We start from the raw sequence: 20,044 nt of genomic DNA on the forward strand, positions 1-20,044 counted from the left end.
TCCAGTCCTACCAGGCGAGCTGCCTACATACAGAGAACCATGGGGAAGGCGAGGAGATGGGCCGAACGATGAGCATCGGTGTTGCATCTGCTCTTGTCATTCTTCCTCCTGCTTGTGGGATGGCTCTTCTAGTTTCTGAGCTGGCTTTTGCTACTCGCACCGTGAGGAACGCCATTGAACAGGGCAGCTCCCTTCCGGTTTGCCTTTCTATCTGCGTTCAGCGTGCCTCGCTCAAGACACCCCCGCCCTTCGGACGCACGCTCTCCTTCCCAGAACCCGCTGCGCGCCTCTCAAGAGGTGCGGACTCCTGCCCCAAAGCAAGTTTGGGTCCCCTTCCGCAGATTCTATCCAGTCGCCGAGGGAGTGGGTCGCGACGGCACACCCGTTGGGCAAGCATGTACCGCATCCAGCGGACAAACCAAAAGAAATGGAGCCAAACACCATGTTCAACAAAGTCATCCTCATCGGCCGCCTCGGACAGAACGCAGAAGCCAAAACCGCCCAGAACAATAAAGAGTACGTCACCCTCAACATCGCAACTCAGGAGAGCTGGAAGAACGACAAAGGCGAGTACGAAACCCGCACCGAATGGCATCGCGTCTTTGCCTGGAGCAATCTGTCCAAATTCGCCAAAACCCTCCAGAAGGGGCAGCTAGTCACTCTTGAAGGCACTCTGCGTTATCGCGAGATTGAGGATGACGTCGAGGGCACTAGGTTCAAGCACCGGATCACCGAAGTCCATGCCACCAGCATGAAGCGGCTCTCGAAGATCGAGGCCGCGGATGATCCTTCGGACGGAGCAGACGACGAGTAGTCGTCGGCTAGGGTGGATGAGCCGGCCGGCTCATCCACCTGTGCAAGCAGTCAACACCGCGGAGCCTCAGAGGATCTGCCAAATGCTAGCCGACATCCACCATCCGGGGTCACCTTGATTGTTTACCGGACCTATGCTGAATCCGATAATCGGATGTTCTGGACTTGCACGATCGTCATTCTGTTGGTGCACGTGGTCATTTATCTTCCAAGTTGAGACAATGGAATGATACCGTTGCCCATCTGCACTCAGAGGGAATAAAGGCCCTTATGATTACCGCTCGCCAAATGATCGCTCTTCTCCAAAGCCTGAATGAAGGTGATGATGAGCAGTTCTACGCGATCGCCCTACAGGTTGCGGCGACTGAGGCAAGGCGGGGAAGGATTGAGGTCGCAACTGAGCTGAAGTCACAGGTCGACTTGGCCAGATCAAAGAAGCACCTTGCACCACGCTTGGAAACAAAAAAAGCAGGTAGCGTCGTATCCTTCGCGAAACCTCGCGGCGAACTCCAAGGCCTATTCGTCGCAACCTTACCCAAGATCAATCTCGAAAACCTCAGTCTTACTTCGGATGTCGCTGCCCGCCTTAAGAACTTTGTGCGGCAGCAGAGGCAACGAGAAAAGCTCAGAGAGCATTCGAGAACACCGAAATCAAAGCTGCTGTTGATAGGCCCGCCAGGAAGCGGGAAGACCTTTACGGCGTCGGCCTTGGCGGGGGAACTGCATTTGCCTCTACATGCGCTTCGGCTTGACGCCATCATAAGTCGGTTCATGGGTGAGACAGCCGCCAAGCTCCGTCTGATTTTCGATCAGATTGCAATCGAACGCGCAGTGTATCTTTTCGACGAGTTCGACGCGATCGGTGGCAAGCGCACTACCGACAATGATGTCGGAGAGATGCGGCGCGTTTTGAACTCTTTCCTCCAGTTCTTGGAGGAGCACAATAGCACCGACAGCCCAATTGTCGCCGCTACGAACCATCCGGAATTACTCGATCCAGCGTTACTTCGTCGCTTTGACGATGTAGTTATTTATCCTCTCCCGGGGCCCAAGATTGTCGAAAGTGTCTTGAGAAAACGGACTTCGCATCTAGATTCACGTTCAATAGATTGGACGCTTGTTGCAGCAGGTGGACTTGGTCTCAGCCAAGCAGAAGTAGTAAAAGCAGCGGACGAGGTTGTGAGAGATGCAATACTCTCTGGCGAATCTGTCCTCAGAGAAGCGGATCTTTTAGGTGCCCTGCATCACCGGAAGCAACTCCTCGGTCTACTCGACTCGGTCAAGTGAGATAGACTGGCTGCTCCCAAGGTTCAAGTAGTTCAGGAGCAGTAAAGCTACGATGGCCCCTCAAACGACCCCGCCTCCTTCCCATAATCTTCCACATTTTCGTATAGAGCGTTTTCAACGTGCGTCCAGGTATGCGCCGCCGCCAACTAATCGAGATGCCGACCCTCCTCCCATAGACCGTCAAGTGAGGGGCGCACGTTTGTCCCGCGAGTTTTCGGCCGCTTATGATGCAGCGCGCCAGCGGGTTGGGGCTCAACTCGCCAATGCAAGGCGAAAGCGCCCCGGCGTTTACGTTGAAGTTCAAAGCTTACCTGGTCGGCCAATGCCGGAACTTGTCTGGATGACCAAGGGAGTTCGTTTGGGAGCCGTGCGGCCTGCAGCAGAAGAGTCGCAGATAGCTAGCCTTTTTGTTCCAGATTCGGCCAAAGAATTTTTCGGGGAGAAGCTCCACGCTTACACCAACAAAGAGACCGCTATGGGTAATATTCCGCAGAGGGAAAAGTTTGAAGCACTAGGAGCAATCCGTCCAGCAAGCGTCTCGTCTTTGTGGACCGACCGAAGAGCACTCACTGAGGATGCGACTAAAGTGTTGTGGTGGGAATGCTGGACCTGGAAAGATCAAACTAATGAACTCCACTCGATCGCAGAACAGATCGGGTTTACGATCAGCGACCGGACTTTGACGTTCCCCGACATAACCATCGTGCCAATTCACGGAACCAGAGAGCAGCTCCAAGTTCTGATTGACAACACGTCTGCCGTAGAACAACTTCGCTATGCGTCTGATTCACCTGTTTTTTTCACGACCACAGTTCAGCGTGAACAACTGCCTTGGGTTGATGACCTTGTAGGTCGCTTATCTCTTCACAATGAAGACAGCCCGGCAATCTGCCTTCTAGACACGGGAGTTGCCCGGGCACACCCGCTAATTGGAGGTTCACTCGCCGACAGGGACTGCTTAGCCGTTGTCGAGGGCTGGGGTTCTGACGACACAAGTCCACTAGGCCATGGCACTAACATGGCCGGCTCCATTTTGTTTTCTGACCTGACACAACCCCTTATCGGATCTGGGGCGGTCGAGATCCCGTTCATCTTAGAATCTGTCAAAGTGATTCCGCCACCCGCTTTTCCTCCCAACGGACCAGACACCTATGGCGCAATCACGCAGTCCGGTGTTTCCGAAGCTGAGATCAATGCACCTCACCGGAAAAGAGCCTTCTGCATGGCAATCACAAACGAAGATGTCTCTGGGGAAGTTCCGTCAAGCTGGAGCGCAGCCCTAGATCAAATCTGCGCCGGGTCAATGCACGGTGATGATGCGCTTGGGAACGAGCGGAGACTCTTTTTCGTTTCCGCAGGCAACATTCGAGATACCGCTTTACCCGATGAAGTCGAGGTTCCGGGCGAATTCCCCATTGAGGATCCTGCGCAAAGCTGGAATGCATTATCCGTTGGTGGTTTCACTAACAAATCAGAGATCCACCAAGACGAAACCGACTACTTCGAGTGGACCCCCTTTGCAGAAGCCGGAAGTTTAAGCCCGTTCAGTCGCGTCTCGACGGATTGGGAACACTCTCGCACCCCGATCAAACCGGAAATCGTGTTCGAGGCGGGAAACCGCGCTCTAAGTCCAAATGAGAGTGAACTTCTGTCCGGCCTAAGTTCTCTCTCTCTTCTAACAACTGCGAAGGATTTCCTCGACGAGCCGCTAACCACTTTCTGGGCCACCAGCCCGGCTACAGCACAGGCTGCAGGAATGGCAGGCCGACTCATGTCTGCAGATGACGACTGGTGGCCAGAAACCATTAGGGCTCTTATGGTCCATAGCGCTGCCTGGACGCCGTGGATGAATGCACGAATGGATGAGGCAGCGACAAAAATGGATAAGGCGCAACTAGCCCGCCACTTCGGTTACGGAGTTCCAAGTCTTGAAAAAGCCATCGCATCCGCACAAAACGACCTTTGCATGATTAGCCAGGCAGAATTGCAACCGTTCTTTCGGGAAACGACCGAAAAGCATGGCAAGAACGTGACATCAGATCCGAAGCTCTTTGAGCTCCACGTATATGACCTTCCTTGGCCAATTTCTGTTTTGCAGAATTTGGGAGCGGAGGACGTTCGTTTGAGGGTCACGCTCTCGTATTTCGTTGAACCGAATTTAGGTGAAATGACGCCGGTGATGCCAAATCGATATCGGTCCTGCGGCCTCCGCTTTCAGATGAGGCGAGTTGGAGAAACAGAAGCCGATTTCATAATGCGGCTCAACGCTTTGGCAAGAGACGCTGATGCGAATGTCTTACCTGCTCAGCCGGATCCAGATTGGCATTTCGGAAATCAAATGATTTCGGCTGGTTCGCTTCACAGCGATGTTTGGACTGGATCCGCGGCATCTCTCGCCCTTCGAAATAGAATCGCTATAATTCCTGTCGGAGGCTGGTGGAAGGAGCTCAAGAAGGAGAAGAAGTACGGGTCTTCTATCCGCTACTCCCTAATCATTTCAATCACGTCAAAGAACAATGAAGCACTGCTATATTCAGAGATCAAGCAGCTCATACAAACTCCAATAGCTGTCGAGGTGTAGTAGGCCCTAGGAGCAGACTCGACACTTCATATCCGACGTTTTGGAAATAGGCTCAATTGTGTACCATTTGCAATCCCAAGAGCATCGAGGAAAGATCGTGCCTAAATTCCGGTGGGAGCTTAGCCGCCTCACAAAGATATTCGCACGCTAGAAGTGCATACTTACCGGCACTGAGATTCTGGCTGGCTAGCGTCATCGCATAAGCGGTGGAGCCGTCGCCAAGATAGGACCACGCGCATTCCCTGAGCAGCAATGGAACCAGACCGAGCGCCAGCGGTGATTCCAGTGTCTCGCGCACCAACTGGACGAAACGTTCCCATTCAGGCAAAGTTAAGTCCTCTCGCGGAGACTCAGTGGAGACACGAAGCAATTTCCGGAGCGAGTTAAGTGTCTCGTAGTTCCCCTTCCCCCCGTAGAGGACCATCAGAAGTGCTTCCGAAAGCTCCGCTTGAGTTTTAGGAAGCAAATAGCTTGCGAAAATAAGATGAACCACTTCGGAGAGCGATATAGCCATCAGAGCACACGCATCCAAGACGAGAGCCTTATGTTCAAGTTTGCTCGGGTCTAACTCTCCTCGCAAGCCTCGGAGCAAAGTGATATTTGCCCTCAACGCATCGGCGGCACTTGTAAACTGCCAAAAATCGACGGTCGAGAATGTGATCATCTTTTCGAGCGGCGGGTACTTAATTCTGAGGTCTAGAAACAGCTCCCACAGATTCATCTGCGTTGAGTGAGGTTCCCTTGCATTTAGAAGGTGCGTGGTGCTCGTCGCTTTGATGTAAATTTCAAACTCTTCTTCGGTGAGGAGCATGACGCCCAGCCGAGCAGCACTGATACGATGATCCGGCTCAATCCGCTCACCGCGCATCACGCAGAGGCCCCTCTCTGCTTTCATTTCGTCCATCAATCCACGCATCCAAAACGCTCTGGAGATTGGAGATTGATTCTTGAGAGTTTTACAGTCAATTAGAAGTTTGCGGAATGCGACAAAGTCGTCAGGGATCAGACCAAGCACATCTACATCTGTAAGCGCGGGTCCCTTTTTCCTACTCCCTGCTCCTGTCGACAAATCAGGTGCAACGACAACCTCAAGCTGCGGAAAATAGCCTTTTGCGACGATGTATCTGAGAGAGGTCGCCTTGAGGGCGCGATCATTGATCATTTGGTAAGTCCCCTCATGAATAGCAGCTCGAGTTGCTCGGATTGCTCTTCTGACAATGTGACGGTCTCGGTCTTTCGCATTTCGGCAGATGCAATCGCTGACTCAACGTATTCCTGATTCTGCTGCATAGCTTTGCGTGCATCTTGATCTACTTCGAGCCCTTTTGAAGCTCCATCGTTAACCAGGTCGTAGGCTATATCGAGGGCTTCTCGATTTTCCGGAGTATCAATGATCTTCAGAATAGAAAATCCACTTCCGACGTCTTCAAGCATCGCGATTCGTGAGATAGATAGCTGTTTATATTGCTGATTAGCTTCGGTCGTAGCACGACCCAGTTGAAGATCTCGTTGCAGTGTATAAAGAACAGCACCCGGACTCCTGATCGCATATGCCTTAGGTAGAAGTTGGCCCTGTCTGACTGCAGCGACAATTGCCATTGCCTTCTCATAAATGTCTCTCCGGCCCAAAGAAAGGACGCCAGAGGCAGGCGTAGGCGTGAAGATAAAATGGTTCTTGCCCGAGTGTGGGGTCTCGATCGTCGGCGGCTTGACCATACCGTCCTGTGCTAACCGACGAAGTAATTCGATTTGATCTGGAGCTACGTCGCTCTCACCAAGTTTGGCCTTCTTCTCGATAAGACCTAGCGGCCAACCTTGATACTGCCTGATGGACTTCAAGAGAGATGAAATGCTCTTTGAGCCTGTTTTGGCTACCGCATCCGCAAAAATGTCAGCGTTTTCCGAAAAGTACGACGGATTGATGAGTATATCTCGCCCGCGGAACCTGCGGGATATAAGAAAGTTACCTTGCGTCCCAATGGAGATGCTCCGTCGAAATAGCGCGTTGTCGCTACCTAGCTTGTTGCTGAGCGAATCCGACTTTTCTGGCGAGTTGGCTAATCTCTCAACGATCGTGAGTGCAAGAGTTTCGGGCTCATTGAATGCTTTCGACGTCCCCACGAACTGACCAAGATCGTTGTACAGCTTCTCGTAGAACGGAACAGTTGGGAGAACGGCGATGATTGTTGTTCCCAGGGTCTGAAGCCGTACGAATTCGACCTCTGCTAGGAGCCGAACAACACGTTCAACCGCAAGCTTTGGGATCTTAAGATAATGACTTGCCACGAGCTTCAGCAGTTCGTAATTGATGAGTGGCAACCCTTGTATGTGGAGCGCAAGTCGTGCAGCCATCCCCATCTCAGGGAGCGTTTCGAACTCAGGAACTTCCATTGAGCCGAGAGCTGTCTGAATCTCGTTACATCGAATAACGGCCTTTGCTGCATCTGTAAATCCTGCCATTCTTCCTCCAGGTTGATCGGCGACGGGTAACACTATCTCACGCAATCGCTGGCACATAGCATCAATGCTGGACGACGGCAGCTCTTATATGGATCTTGCAATCAAATTCTAGATATCTCCGGTAGTTGGCCGATTGGGGCCGCGTTGGGAAAGCAGTTAGTCATTGGGAAGTTCCAGCTTATCAGTATCTTTAGAAACCTAGATTGTCGTTCACTGCGACAGCAATGTCCTGCTCGGACCCAAGATAACGCTCCGTCGTCTGAATCGATGAATGACCCAGCAGAAACTTGATCTGTTCCAGATCGCCGCCGTTCTTGCGACAGAGCTTGGCGCAGGTCCGGCGTAAATCATGTGCGCCGAAGTGTTCGATTCCTATCTGCTTTGCACACTGTTCGACAATCGACCAAATGGCCCAGTCGCCCAACTCGTCGCCTATCAACTTCCCACTCTTGGAAAGCGGCCGCAGTAAGCGGCCGTCCTCGATCCTGGCCGCTATCATCCAAGCATCGATTCCGTGCTTGACCCAGAGTGGAATTGCCACGGTGCGGACTCGTCCGCCCTTTCCACAAAGATCGGGCATGACCCATCGGCCCTCGCGCATCTCGATACCGTCAACGTCCAGACTGGCCAGCTCCTGCCGCCGCAGAGCGCAGCCCAGCAGCAACGCCAAAATTGCGTAGTCCCGCTTGCCCTTGATCTTGGAGCGGTCGGGGACCGTAAGCAGCTCCTTGGCCTGCTCCCGCGTGAGCCAGTTCCCCACCCTGGTTCCCTTCTGGGAGAGGTTGGGCACGCCGGCGAGGTTGGCGGCCTCTTCCGCGCCGATGATTCCATTGCGTTGTGCCTCGCCGATCAGCTTGCGAACGGCAGACAAACGAACGTTCACGGTGGAGGCGCTCAGCTTCTTCTCCAACATGGCGGCACGGTACTCCATCAAAAGTGCACGAGATAACGGCTGCTTTCGCTCCTCGCACAGCGCGAAGACCTCATCCAGGGCCTTGGCATAGTTGCGTTTGGAATGCTCTGATACAACAGAGTTCAGCACCATCTCCCGCAAAGCCTGGAATGCCGCAGCGCGGTCGAGCGGAGACGCACCGGCCGAGTGCATTAGAGCGAGCGAGGCGCTCATACCATCCCACCGGTACCGGTACGAACCGTTTCATAAGGGCGATGAGTGTTCAAATCCCAATTTTGCAGCAGGCTGCTGCAAAATTGACCGGACCCAGCGATCCCTCGTTCCCCACTAATACGGAACGCTTTATTCCCCATTGCTCGGCTCCCTCCGCAACGTCTCTATCTCTGTGCGGAGCTTGTTGACGACCTCCTGGAGGTCCTCGACCGTGGGCAGCTCATCTTGAATCGGCGCCGGCAACTCGCGGGTTACCCGATAGGTGGACACCCCGATCGGCTGATTGATGTTTTCGAGAGCAAACTCCACCATGGGACCGCTTCGGCTTTCGCACAGCAGAACCCCGATGCTCGGACCCTCGACCGGAGTTCGCAACGTGCGGTTCACGGCAGCCAGGTAGAAGCTGAGCTTGCCGGCGTACTCGGGCTCGAAGTCACCGACCTTGAGCTCGAAGACAAAATAGCGGTGCAGACGGACGTGGTAGAAGAGCAGATCGATGTAGAAGGTTCGATCGTCCACGGTGAGCGGAACCTGGCTACCTACAAAGGAGAATCCGCGGCCCAGCTCTAGGAGAAGATCCCGGAGATGGCTCAGGAGGCCATTTTCGATCTCTCTTTCCTTCGCCGCCGTCGTCACAGTGAGAAAATCGAAGTTGTAGGGGTCCTTGAGGATCTGCTCCGCCAGATCGGACTCTCGAGGGGGCAGCTCTCGCTGGAAGTTGGTCAGCGCCTTCCCTTCCCTCTCACGAAGTTGGCCGGAGATCATGTGGACCAGGACATTACGGCTCCAGCCGTTCTCTAGGGCGGCGCGGAGATACCATTCCCGAGTCTCGCCCTCCTTCACCCGGTCGAGGAGGACCATGTGGTGACCCCATGGCAATTTTGCAGCAAGCTGCTGCAAAATTGGCTCGTCCGGCCAAGCCTCCGCGAAAGTCCTCATATAACGGAGGCTACGGGGGCTGAAGCCCTCGACACCGGGAAACTCGGCCTGCAGGTCCTTGGATAGCCGGTCGACGATCTTGCCACCCCAGTCTTCCCGGTCGAATCTCTGGCTGATCTCCCGGCCGATCGACCAGTACAGTAGAACCAGCTCCCGGGTAACGGCGAAGGCGGCCCGAACCTGGGCACCACGGATGCGGGTTTTGAGCTCCTGCAGGAGCTCGTGGTAGCCGGAGGGTAGCTGGAGGCTATTTTTCACCAATTCAGCCTAGCACAAAAATTTACTAAGACAATTGACATTGTCGTAGGTAATAAATCAAGAAGCCTCACAAGTGTTAATGCGCATATGCGCAGCTATTCCCTTCTCTTGTAAATCATCCTAAAATCCTAATACGTAAAGGAATCTTCCAAGGAGGAACGATGCCACGACCCATCTCATGGATCACTCGACTACACGAAATCCGACGGGCGGTGGCCTCTTCCGTCCGTTCCCATTACGAGCGTAAGGAAATCGAGTCGCTCTTCCAGGTGCAGCCCCGCGCCGCCCAACTCTTACTGGAGATGCTCCCAACCACAGCCATCGGCCGGTCGCGGCTCGTAGAACGTCAGGTACTCGCCGATTTCCTCGATCGCATCCATAAGGCCGATGATCCTTCAGCTGAGCTGGATCTCATCCGCGTCCAGGGGAGAGAAGTCTCACGCAAGAAGCTGCGCACCCTTGTTCGTCGTGACGTAGAACCAATGCAGCTCGATTCCCTTCCCGCAAATATCGAGTTCATTCCCGGCCAGATGATTGTGAGCTTTCGTACGATCGAGGATCTCGCCCAAGCGATGTATAGCCTCGCCCGCGCAATCGAGACGGACGGCGACGAGTTGGCTAGGAGATACGAGGTTCAAGAGGTTGCAGACGACGGCAGCCCTAATCGCTCCGAGTTCGAGGCTATGCTGCAGGAGCTTTCCAACCTGGAGTCCACTCGCGGCAGCGACGCTACTCCCCAACAGCGTCCAACAGCTTCGTAATGGCGTCGTGATAGGTAAGCTTGTATCGATCAGCGTAGCCGACGAACCGATCGTACTGCGACTGCACCATACGCACCGCCAGATGACGTGTAGGCTCCGCCGGCACTGCTCGGCGCCGTCGTCCGTGGATAACTGCTGCCTCAGTAATTACAGGGACAGCCTCGCGGCTCACAAAACCATGTGGAGCCGCAGCCGCATCTACCTCAGCGAGATCGATAGGAGATCTTTTCTGGACCGGGGGGAACCCCGACAAGTCAATCTTCCCTTCAGATCGCTCGATAACGTCGTCCGACTCATCTATGAGGCCAAATTTACTGCTCATTTGGATACCTCTTTCTATCTAGCTCGCGGAGAGTCTCGACCAGTTCCTCTACCAACTCATGAATATTTTGATAGGCAGCTTCGAGATTGCCGACCTTATGCTCACCCAACTCCGAAAGAGTAAGCCTTTCAACGAAGATCGCCTTGTACGCCAGACGTTCCGCAAGGCTCGTACGGAATCGAGGCACCTTCGCGTCCACCAATTCAGACTCCAATTGGCGTTGAACGGATGACACCGGAGCACCAGGCGCAGGAGTGCGCGTCATCAGCACTCGGTAAGGAATCTTGCGCAACATATTTGATCGTTGAGCTACCTTCTCCTCATCTTTTACGGCCCGGATCGCCTTGCCTGCTTGTCTCACGTCGACGGCACTGGCCTGTACCGGAATAATTACGAAATCCGACATAGCGATCGAACGGGATACGAGGACACTGGCGGTTCCCTCCAGGTCTATGAAAACGAATTGATCGTTTTGCGCGTCGAGTACCTCCATCAGGTTCGACTCTTTGATCCCACCAATGACCTTCAAAGTAGTTTTCGATACCCCGTTCGTCTTCCAATCCATGATCGGTTGATTCGGATCTGCATCGAGAACACACACCGACGCTCCGCTTTGAGCGAGATAAGTTGCAAGCAGTAGTGTTGTAGTGCTCTTCCCGGCCCCGCCCTTCGGATTTGAAACTGCAATTACAGGCATAAAACACTCTTTCTTGCGACATTGCTTGTCGCTGCGATATTGCAACTATATCGCAGTGTCGCACCTATATCGCAGCAATATTTATTGTCGCAACTTGCAGTATACAAAGCGTTAGTTTAGTTGCGATATTGCTTATCGCAACTTTGTCGCAGCTATATCGCTTGTTGCAAGGAGATTTTGGGGGGAAAACTAGGAATGAGCTCAGTTTGCTTGGAAGAGGTCAATTTGTCCGTTTTGCGACTTCCATTCCTCGAAAGAGGGAAGAACGAGACCGTCGCGGATCTCTTTCATGATGAGCTGCAGGGCGAGGTTCCGATGCTGGGCAGGAGGTACGCGCCGGAAGAACGTGTCGCCTTTGCTGTTTTTCTTGATGACTTCGGAGAGTTTAGCTTCGAGTTCGTCGCCAGAATAGCGTTCGGCCAATGCTTCTTGACGCTTGCCGTCTACCCAGCGCATGTAGGCCGCTTCCAAAGCCCGTCGGGCCTCTTCCTTAGCACGATCGCGTTCAGCGGCTTGCCGCATCACTTCGCGCCGGCGGCTGCTGATGAACCCAGCAGGGACTGGAAGATCTTTCTCCAGCGAGTAGATGATAAGTCCGGCAGGGTTCTCGACGCCGTTTCGTTTACCAGAATTCATCTGCGATTCGAGGTACTCGACCGTATCGCAGACCAAGTCAGCGCCGAAGCGCTCGACTAACGCCAAGCACTTCGCGGGCAAGATGCCGTGTCTCTTCAAGAGCTGGATTGCCTCATCTTCCGGAGAGGAGGGAAGCTTCGACACTTCTGATTTAGCGGCTGGCAATTCTTGCTGCTCCGGATATGACTCACGTAGAACGAGCATCAACGCAGGACCAGGCGCAAGTACGATTTTGTACCCATCTTTGCTGGACATGGGCTGCACGTCCCATTTGTCGAGGTACTTGATGTTCACAAGCTCATTCAGCGCGAGACCCATGGTCGATTTGATCTTCGACAGATGAGGGTAGACCTGCACGTTGAGCAGATTGCACAGTTCGGCATAGTCTTTTTCGACCTGCCTCCCCTGGCTAGCATGAAACCAGAGATGCAGGTTGCCAAAGATACCCTTCGCAGTCGGCCGCGTGAGCATCTTGTAGGCATTGAAATCTTCGGGGATGACGTACCGCTGATTGAGGTTCTCGATCAACCACTCTTCGAGCATCACCTCGTAATGTTCCTGCCTATCCGTTCCGTTGAGATTGCTCTCCCCGGTCCGCTTAAACGAGCGGAAAACGTGCAGCACTTCATCCGAGTAGACCTTCTTTGCAGCGCGATAGACCACCTTTTCAGAAGTAATCGTGGTATCGGTCATGCGCTTACCCCAGCGCACAATTTCTTCGTAGATTTCTCCGTTGCGCGACAGGCCCAGCTCCTGAATCATGCGATAGCCGCTAAAGCGGATCGGATTCGCAATCTGGCCAGTTTTGACGCGCTCTTCACTGAGTATCTTCAACAAAGCAATGAACTTGTCTCGATCTGTCGTAGAAGGAAGTCCGAGCTGCTCCGATCCGCGGAATTCAGCTGCAACTTTGACTTTGTGCCCATTTCGGAAAACGATCTGCTCGATGCGCCGTGATGTGCGATTCTTGTCGCGTGAATCATTGGCGCCAAAGAATCCGATCGACAGGAGATTCTTTTCGAAACGAACCAAATCAGGATCAACAGCAACAGGCAACAACGGTGCTGAACGTTCCGTTTTGTGGGCCAGTGATTTTGACATCGTGTGAACTGTTGTTGCTTGGTGAATACTATAAGAAAAGCAAATACTTTAAAATCCTTTAAGTACTATAGGCTTTTGCAAGTGGCTGTTGTGCCTACGTTTATACCCCAATCTTTGCCAGCGCACCTCTCTATCTTTGCCAGCGCACCTCTCTAGGGCTGCCAACACACCTCTCACTACCTGTGCCAGCGTTCCTCTCGCTTAATGCCAGCAGACCTCTCTATTCTGCCAGCGAGCCTCTCTATTTGCTGCCAGCGGACCTCTCTACGCTGTTCTTGCTGCCAGCGTACCTCTCTATGGTGTTCCCAAACCCAATCGGAGCTCGTCTAGCGCACCCCAAGACCCTCTTTTTGCCAGCCAACCTCTCTAATTCGGAAGTTTTGACACCCCAATTCAGCGAATTTCAACTGAGCGAGAGGTACGCTGGCAAAAACGCTGAAGGGTGGGTGTGGGAAATGCAACGGAAATGATGCAAACAAATCATTTAGGTCGTGGGCGTGCCAGTCAACCTCTCTATTAATCGCCTTGATTCCACCTAGAGAGGTTGGCTGGCACAACGAAGAACGAGTGATACGTGATTCGCGGCAGGCACTGAGGACAAGAGAGCTTCCTACACACAAATATGTGTACATCTTCGATAAGATGATGCAATGTCGCGAGCCAGCTGGGGCAAAAGGATTCTTGCAGTTATCGGTGTCACCCTCGTAGTCCTTGGAAGCACTTACTTTTACCTGATTTCACCGCACCACAGCTCCGCTCCCCCTGAGTCAGCAGAAGGCTTGCTCGACAGGGCCGATTCCTTAGCATGGGGGAATCGCTGGGCAGATGCACAGCCTTTGTACGCGAGAGCGCAGCATCTGTTCGACGCTCAAAAGCAACGCTCCAAAGCGCTGTATGCCGAAGTGAGCCAGGTCCCACCGGACGAATCGGGAAGTGTTCCGGGCAAAATCTTCCAACTGACCCAAGACCTGGAAAGCCCTGCAGCTCAAGAGGCCGAAACCAGACTCCGTATTCTCACAATCCGGGGAATGCTGGAGACGAATTACGACGCGGGACAGGCACGGTCTACATGGGAGGAAGTAAAGGCGCTTGCATTGAAGCAACGCCATTTCGAACTTGCCTCACGAGCTGAAGGCGAGCAGGGCATCGCCGCTTTTATCCTTGGCGACACCGATACAGCTAAGAAGCAGGTTGTGCGAGCGTGGGGACTTTCAAAAGTCGAACACGATCCCGCCGCGACCGTCCGCTATGCAAGCGTCTTCGGAGCTGGACTCGTGCAGCTTCGCCGCTATAAAGAGGCGCTTACTCCGCTCGATCAGGCAATCAAGATTGCAGAGTCGAATCCAGCTCTCGCATACCCAACGATAGCGGTTTACGCGAAGATCGACGCGCTCGCGGGATTGAAACAGTACGATTCAGCCTTGGCTCTTGCCAACGCATCTCTCTCGCGGCTTCAGGGAACCATTTACGAACAGCATAAGGCGCAGGTTTACATCTCTCGTGGCTCCATCAACCGAGAGCGAGGAGAGTGGAGCGCTGCGATCTCGGATTACATGCAAGCAGTCACGATTTCAGAAAAAACCGACAACTATCGCGGGGTAACGGATGCAGGAGGGTTGCTTGCTCAAGCCTACGAGCACACCGGCGAGCTTACCGCAGCTTTGGGCGCGATAGACGCGGCCATTGCAGCGAACACCCACATTGCCGACGAGCTTTACCTAGTTCCGCGCAATCTCGCCATCAAGGCTGAGATTACTGAGAAGATGGGCCACGCCCAGGAAGCAGACACTCTTTATCGAAAGAGTGTCGCCCTGGTCGATGAAATGATCCAGCACGCCGCGACAACGAACATTGAACGATACTTACTTGCGGAGATGAGCGATGTTTACTCGGGCTACTTCGCTTCTCTTTGCGCTCAAAAGCACTACAACGAAGCATTACAGATGCTAGAGAAAGTGCGTGGCCGTATCGAAACAGAGGCACTTGAACACCACACGAGCCAACCCGTTCACGCGTCCACGCCGGAAGAAAGGGAACTGACGGAGCTAAACGTCGCCCTTATCAACACCGACGACCCCGCTAGAAGGGAAGCGCTGACGAGCGCGATATACAACACTGAGCTGCGGATCAGCCCCAGCGCGCTAACGCAGCAGACCATCGCGCATCCAGTTCGTTTGTCGGAGTTGCAGCGCAGCCTATCGGCAAACGCCCTACTGATCGAATACGTGCTTGCAGAACCCAACTCCTATGCTTTCGCCATCACACGCGAGACTGTGACGCCTTACCGTTTGCCTTCCAAGAGCGTGATTGAAGCAGACGCCAACCGCTACAGGAAGGAAATTCACGATCAGAAGGAAGATCGAGCTCTCGCACAGCAACTCTTTTGGGAACTACTAGAGCCAATCAAGCAGTACAGCGAAAAAGCAGACCTTGTGATTATTCCCGATGGCTCACTTCATCTTCTGCCATTTTCGGCGCTTGCTGATCGTTCCGCGTACGTCCTCAAGACACATACGGTCGATGTAGCACCATCGTCCACAGTCTACGAGCTGCTATCGAGACGCAGCGAAAGCAGGGAAGCGGTTGCCATGCCATACATCGGAGTCGCTGCCTGGACTCAGCCTGCCGACAACCGGAATCCGGTTCTAAGAGCTATAAACGGACCTCAGCGCAGCCAGCTTATCCCGCTCCCGGACAGCAAGAAAGAAGTGGAAACAATCGCGGGCGACCTGCCACATCCAAGCACGATCCTCTTAGGTGCAGACGCGACGGAATCGCGTTTCAAGCAAGTCTCGATGGAGAGTACGGAGGTTGTACATCTTGCTCTTCATGGGTACGCCGACCTGGACTATCCCGACCGATCAGCGTTGGTATTCGCGCCGGAACAAACGACCAGTGCAGAGGACGGCTTGTTGCAAGTGCGCGAGATCCGCGGCCTCCATCTGAAAGCGAAATTGGTCACTCTCTCAGCCTGCAATACCGGTGTCGGCCCGGTTGGACAAACGGGTGTAGCAAACCTTGTGAACGCCTTTATCGAGGCAGGAGCCGATTCCGTTGTGTCCACGCTTTGGGAGCTGGAGGACCACACCACCGAACACCTGATGGCGCAGTTCTACTCACAGCTCGCCAACCACCAAAGGAAAGTAGACGCTCTTCGTGCTGCTCAAATGGAGCTGCTAGACAAGGGAGTGCCGCCGTACTACTGGGCCAGCTTCCAAGTTGTCGGAGATCCCAACGGTACAATCTGATTGGGCGCGCCGGCTTTATACCGCGATCAATTCGAGCGCCTTTTGAAGCTGCCCATCAACACCATTTCTCCGCTCCTGCCATGAGAAATCTGCTGCTACATCAGGCTCGATTGGACTTCCTTCGAGGGCCGTTCCATTCCAGGTGTAATAAGCTCCGGTTGGAAACGCCAAACGGAAACCGTGCCCGACCTTCACCGATGTAGCCGAAAGCAAGCGCCCGGCCGTTTTTTCACCAACAATCGTCGCGAGCTTATTTTCCTTCGCAAATATCGTGACCATCTCGGCTGCACTTGCCGTATGACGATCCACGAGCAACACGATACTTCCGTCATAGGGTTTCGGCCCCAAGCCTTCCGATTCCAACACAATCGGGGACTTGGTGATGAGTGCTGGAAGGAAACGCAGGCCCAGCAGCCAAAGTGCGCCCTTCGACGTTGGAATCTTGCCCAAGCGCGGGAACCTGGCTTTCTCTGTGGCAAGATCACGTTTAGCCCAACGTTTGTTGGGAGCATAGCCGACCGGTACGCGGTCAGGAGTCATCAAGCTCATCAGTCGTAGAGCGCCAGCGCCCCCGCCTGTATTTCCACGTAGGTCCACGATGAGCCCGCCGATATTTCCTAGTTCCGCAACGGCATCGGACAATGCGTTTGAGACCTCAACACCGATCATGCCCGGAAACATCGCGACTTTGAGGTATCCGAGACGTTCGCCCAGGTTCTTTGATTGAACAAGCGTCGGCTCCACAAACTGCAGCTTCTTACCTTTCGGTCGCGACACATTAACGGAGACGGTTCGCTCGTTTCCATCATTTGCAACGATGTCGAGGGTTGAGGTCAACCCCATAGGAAAGACGGGGTGCTCGGGCGGCACAATCTCTTTACCGTCTACCCGAAGCAGAATGTTTCCCGACTCTATTCCGGCAAGAGCCGCAGCTCCGCCGTCATGCACATCTTGGAAGATCCACCGTGAGCCGTAAGGTGTTTCGTCGGAGAGGTAGGTTGCGCTAAGGGCAGCACGGCTTGATGCTCGCCGTGCAGTGCCATGAAAAAACCCGAGATGGGAGGTTTTGAGCGTTTGGAGCAGATCTGTCATCGCTTGCTCAAAGGCGTCCGGCGTCGCAGCAGATTCAATTGCGGCACGATGACTCGCGACCGCAGTCTTCCAATCATGCCCGAGGAGTTCCGGTTTGTAGAACTTGGATTCCAGAGCCTTGAGAACACGCTCAAGAACTTCATGTTTTGCTTTGCCAGTCAGGCCCGATTCACGGCTAGGGGGAGTATTCATATCCACACACCTATGATGCCGCAACCGGAGCTAATTAATCTTCAGCGGATAGTAGTACGTTCCGTTGTCAGTGCCGCGCACTGTCGCGAGGAAGTAGGCTCCTGGCTTGGCAGCTCGCAGATCGAGCGTCACGTTCACCAAGACCTTTCCTCCGTCTCTTTCAACCGCATTCCCGGCCCCCGTTGCGATGATTTGGCTTCCAGTCTTGTCTTGGGACACATTCACGTTATATCTGCCCACTTCGCTGAAGCGGGGAAGCACAACCGAGAGGCGAACGATCGCGGCAGGCAATGAGACCTCTTTCAATGGGGTTGTCTCATCATCAGCCCCTCTCAGAGTGCCGCTATTGAAAAGATCAACCGTAGCGCTTACAGGCTGAGCAGCGGCAACCTGGACGTTCGGAGCGTCCGCTGAATGGTCGTGCCTAAATGCCACATAACCGCCGCTACACATCACAATCAGAGAGGCCGCCAAGGCCAAAGGAACAGCCATCAGGCGCGAGGTTTTTGGGACTCGCGCTGAGTTGGAAGGCGTAACCTCGACAGGGCCAGAAATGGCTTCGGAGTTGGGCGTAGAGGCGACGGCATTCGATTCTTCCCAATCCAAGCGGTAATGCCGATACTCGGCATAGCACTCAGAACAAGATCCAACATGAAGGCGGGCCGGATGCTCTGCCGGCAGCCTATCCTCAGCCAGGGCTTCTAGCGTTTTGTCGTCAGGACAGCCTTTTCGCTCGGGATTCGGAAATGTCTCAAGAAGGAAGTCCTTCATCAGATCCGGGTTCAATGACGATCTACCCTTTCGTCTCGCAAAATTGTGGTGAGCCGTGGCCCGGATCATCTATTTTGCGAGCACCAGTCAATGTGGAAGCTAAGCGCTCTTTGACGCGCTGGATGGCTTTCGCGGCTGCGGAGTATGTCGTTCCCAGCGCATTCGCGACAGTTGCCGGGCTCGTTTTATCTTGCAGAAGCAGAACGAGAATATACCTGTCCCGTTCATTCAGGGTTGCTTTTAGTTGTTCAAAGAGTATTTTACGGTCGATAGCGCCCTGAAAAGAACCACTCAGACCACCAATACTTTCAAGGTCACGCCCAATCCCGGCGACTTGCTCTCTGGCCGCTCCACTCCTCATCCAGTCGCGAACTTTACCTTTGAGTGCGGAGTATGCGTAGCGTTGCGGTGAAATAAGGATCGTTGCTCGCTCTTGCATGCTGAGAGCTACTTCTTCAGCCCAGTTCGCAATCATCGCCGGATCGACTTGAGGGTAATCCCTCAGTACCCAATGAAACGACCGCTCTACAGCGGTTTCGACCTCTGCACAAACAACGGTTCCGTTTGTGTCCACGAGATGTAAGTGAGCCCGAGTCATTGGCAAATCATCTCTGCAAAAAAAAGTGCTCAATGGTGTCAAAAAGAGCCCCTCTCATCTCGCTTAGAGGGTAGAAGTCAAATTTACTACGTGTCTGTAACTGACTGCCAACAGCGAGTTGCAGACTCTGTGGAAAGGGAGAGCTATTTCTTTGACGATTTTGATCGCGACTCGCCGCCCTCGATCAAGCCTAGACCGGCGACCAGTTCTTCGACAGGTATTTGAAAAACCTCGGCAATCCGAAGCAGAGTCGGCACTGAGAGACCATCGCCTTTCTCAATACGTTGTATCTGCGTCAAGTGAAAGCCATGCTGAACAACAAGTGCGCGCAAGGTCAGCCCGCGCTCCTTGCGCAACAATTTGACTCGCTTACCTAAAGCCGCTGAGAACTTTTTGTAGTCGTATCGCAGCATGGAATCGGTGTCGATGTGGACCTCGCGCAAGATGATAAGAGCACACCGCAACCTCCCGGTATAGCGATCTCTGCAAAATCTTAGCAACCTCCAAAGTACACACACAAATGTGGAGATGCCTTATTGTGTTTTGTACACAAAACTGTGGGTATGAAAAGTGTGTTGACACGAAGCGGAAGACTCGCTATAAGTTGTGCATCATGACACAAGTTTGTGGTAACACAGCAACGTGTACACGGCGGCGGATTGTACCGCGTGGCGATAGGGCTGTGGACCGCAAAGCCCAACACGAAAGGAGGACAAAAAGCCACTGCACGAAGGCTCTTTTGAGAGCACAACCCATTTCCTTTAGCCAAAATTCGCTTCATAAGGAGAAAACTTTGAACAAATCAATCGACTCACGCCTGGCGCGACGCTGGGTTCAGAAATTGTCCAAGAAGAATCTGCGGACATTCGGGCGAAGCATCGCACCAAGTCTGCTCGCCATTTCACTCACCTCACTTGCTCACGCTCAAGGCACGGTTGATTTTTCCGGTGCCACGACCGCGATGAACTCCTTCAAAACGTTCGCAGAGTACGCCGGAGCCGTCATCTGCCTCGGAGGTCTCATCTTCGCTGGCGTTCGGATGATGAGTGGTCGCTTCCAAGATGCGATTCCCGGTCTTTTCGGCGCACTCTTCGGTGCTGGCGTTCTCGGCTGGGGCGCTGGTTGGATCAGCTCTCTCACCGGCCAGACCGTTACCCAGTAA

At 53.6% G+C, this 20,044-nt stretch carries 17 protein-coding genes; 6 read left to right on the forward strand and 11 right to left on the reverse strand.

From position 1 onward, the window contains the following. Positions 1-442: 442 nt before the first annotated feature. The 3 genes from HDF10_RS19865 to HDF10_RS19875 all read left to right on the forward strand — a co-directional run bounded on the left by HDF10_RS19865 (position 443) and on the right by HDF10_RS19875 (position 4,681). Positions 443-814, forward strand: a complete 372-nt coding sequence (locus HDF10_RS19865) for a single-stranded DNA-binding protein (protein ID WP_183816603.1) — start codon at positions 443-445, stop codon at positions 812-814. 269 nt (positions 815-1,083) lie between these two features. After that, on the forward strand, positions 1,084-2,100 hold the full coding sequence (locus HDF10_RS19870) for an AAA family ATPase (RefSeq protein WP_183816605.1): 1,017 nt from the start codon (positions 1,084-1,086) through the stop codon (positions 2,098-2,100). Positions 2,101-2,299: 199 nt separating this feature from the next. Next, on the forward strand, positions 2,300-4,681 hold the full coding sequence (locus HDF10_RS19875) for a S8 family peptidase (protein ID WP_183816607.1): 2,382 nt from the start codon (positions 2,300-2,302) through the stop codon (positions 4,679-4,681). Positions 4,682-4,733: 52 nt separating this feature from the next. Here the strand turns inward: HDF10_RS19875 and HDF10_RS19880 are convergent, their stop codons facing one another. The 4 genes from HDF10_RS19880 to HDF10_RS19895 all read right to left on the reverse strand — a co-directional run bounded on the left by HDF10_RS19880 (position 4,734) and on the right by HDF10_RS19895 (position 9,464). Next, positions 4,734-5,843 (reverse strand): hypothetical protein, encoded by a 1,110-nt coding sequence (locus tag HDF10_RS19880; protein WP_183816609.1) that lies wholly within the window; start codon positions 5,841-5,843, stop codon positions 4,734-4,736. After that, positions 5,840-7,141 (reverse strand): hypothetical protein, encoded by a 1,302-nt coding sequence (locus HDF10_RS19885; RefSeq protein WP_183816611.1) that lies wholly within the window; start codon positions 7,139-7,141, stop codon positions 5,840-5,842. Before HDF10_RS19885 ends, HDF10_RS19880 begins: the two co-directional genes overlap by 4 nt. A 190-nt stretch (positions 7,142-7,331) precedes the next feature. After that, entirely contained in the window at positions 7,332-8,267 is a 936-nt protein-coding gene (locus tag HDF10_RS19890) for a tyrosine-type recombinase/integrase (RefSeq protein WP_183816613.1), read from the reverse strand. 129 nt (positions 8,268-8,396) lie between these two features. After that, a complete protein-coding gene (locus HDF10_RS19895) occupies positions 8,397-9,464 on the reverse strand; it encodes a PDDEXK nuclease domain-containing protein (protein ID WP_183816615.1) in 1,068 nt (355 codons plus the stop codon). A gap of 161 nt (positions 9,465-9,625) precedes the next feature. Between HDF10_RS19895 and HDF10_RS19900 the strand changes: the two genes are divergently transcribed. Next, positions 9,626-10,225, forward strand: a complete 600-nt coding sequence (locus HDF10_RS19900) for a hypothetical protein (protein ID WP_183816617.1) — start codon at positions 9,626-9,628, stop codon at positions 10,223-10,225. On the opposite strand, the gene HDF10_RS19905 is transcribed toward HDF10_RS19900, so the two are convergent. The 3 genes from HDF10_RS19905 to HDF10_RS19915 form a co-directional block, all read right to left on the reverse strand. Beyond that, positions 10,194-10,547: a hypothetical protein gene (locus HDF10_RS19905; protein ID WP_183816619.1), complete on the reverse strand. Its 354-nt coding sequence runs from the start codon at positions 10,545-10,547 to the stop codon at positions 10,194-10,196. The genes HDF10_RS19900 and HDF10_RS19905 overlap by 32 nt on opposite strands. Continuing rightward, entirely contained in the window at positions 10,537-11,244 is a 708-nt protein-coding gene (locus HDF10_RS19910) for a ParA family protein (RefSeq protein WP_183816621.1), read from the reverse strand. The genes HDF10_RS19905 and HDF10_RS19910 overlap by 11 nt, the downstream gene beginning before the upstream one ends. A gap of 201 nt (positions 11,245-11,445) precedes the next feature. Next, entirely contained in the window at positions 11,446-12,981 is a 1,536-nt protein-coding gene (locus HDF10_RS19915) for a replication initiator protein A (protein WP_183816623.1), read from the reverse strand. A 650-nt stretch (positions 12,982-13,631) separates the two neighbouring features. Here HDF10_RS19915 and HDF10_RS19920 point away from each other — a divergent pair. After that, positions 13,632-16,229 carry a CHAT domain-containing protein gene (locus HDF10_RS19920; protein ID WP_183816625.1) on the forward strand — a complete coding sequence of 866 codons (2,598 nt, stop codon included), beginning with the start codon at positions 13,632-13,634 and terminating at the stop codon, positions 16,227-16,229. 15 nt (positions 16,230-16,244) lie between these two features. On the opposite strand, the gene HDF10_RS19925 is transcribed toward HDF10_RS19920, so the two are convergent. From HDF10_RS19925 to HDF10_RS19940, 4 genes are all read right to left on the reverse strand, one after another. Further along, a complete protein-coding gene (locus HDF10_RS19925) occupies positions 16,245-17,513 on the reverse strand; it encodes a S41 family peptidase (RefSeq protein WP_183816627.1) in 1,269 nt (422 codons plus the stop codon). Between the two features lie 30 nt (positions 17,514-17,543). Then, positions 17,544-17,804 carry a hypothetical protein gene (locus HDF10_RS19930; RefSeq protein WP_183816629.1) on the reverse strand — a complete coding sequence of 87 codons (261 nt, stop codon included), beginning with the start codon at positions 17,802-17,804 and terminating at the stop codon, positions 17,544-17,546. A 502-nt stretch (positions 17,805-18,306) separates the two neighbouring features. Then, complete coding sequence (locus HDF10_RS19935) at positions 18,307-18,924, reverse strand: sigma-70 family RNA polymerase sigma factor (RefSeq protein ID WP_183816631.1); 618 nt, start codon at positions 18,922-18,924, stop codon at positions 18,307-18,309. Between the two features lie 101 nt (positions 18,925-19,025). Next, positions 19,026-19,325 carry a helix-turn-helix domain-containing protein gene (locus tag HDF10_RS19940; protein ID WP_183816633.1) on the reverse strand — a complete coding sequence of 100 codons (300 nt, stop codon included), beginning with the start codon at positions 19,323-19,325 and terminating at the stop codon, positions 19,026-19,028. Between the two features lie 413 nt (positions 19,326-19,738). Here HDF10_RS19940 and HDF10_RS19945 point away from each other — a divergent pair, with 413 nt between their 5' ends. Beyond that, positions 19,739-20,044, forward strand: a complete 306-nt coding sequence (locus tag HDF10_RS19945) for a hypothetical protein (RefSeq protein ID WP_260178042.1) — start codon at positions 19,739-19,741, stop codon at positions 20,042-20,044.

The sequence above is a fragment of the Tunturiibacter empetritectus genome, from assembly GCF_014201375.1.
Taxonomy (GTDB): domain Bacteria; phylum Acidobacteriota; class Terriglobia; order Terriglobales; family Acidobacteriaceae; genus Edaphobacter; species Edaphobacter lichenicola_D.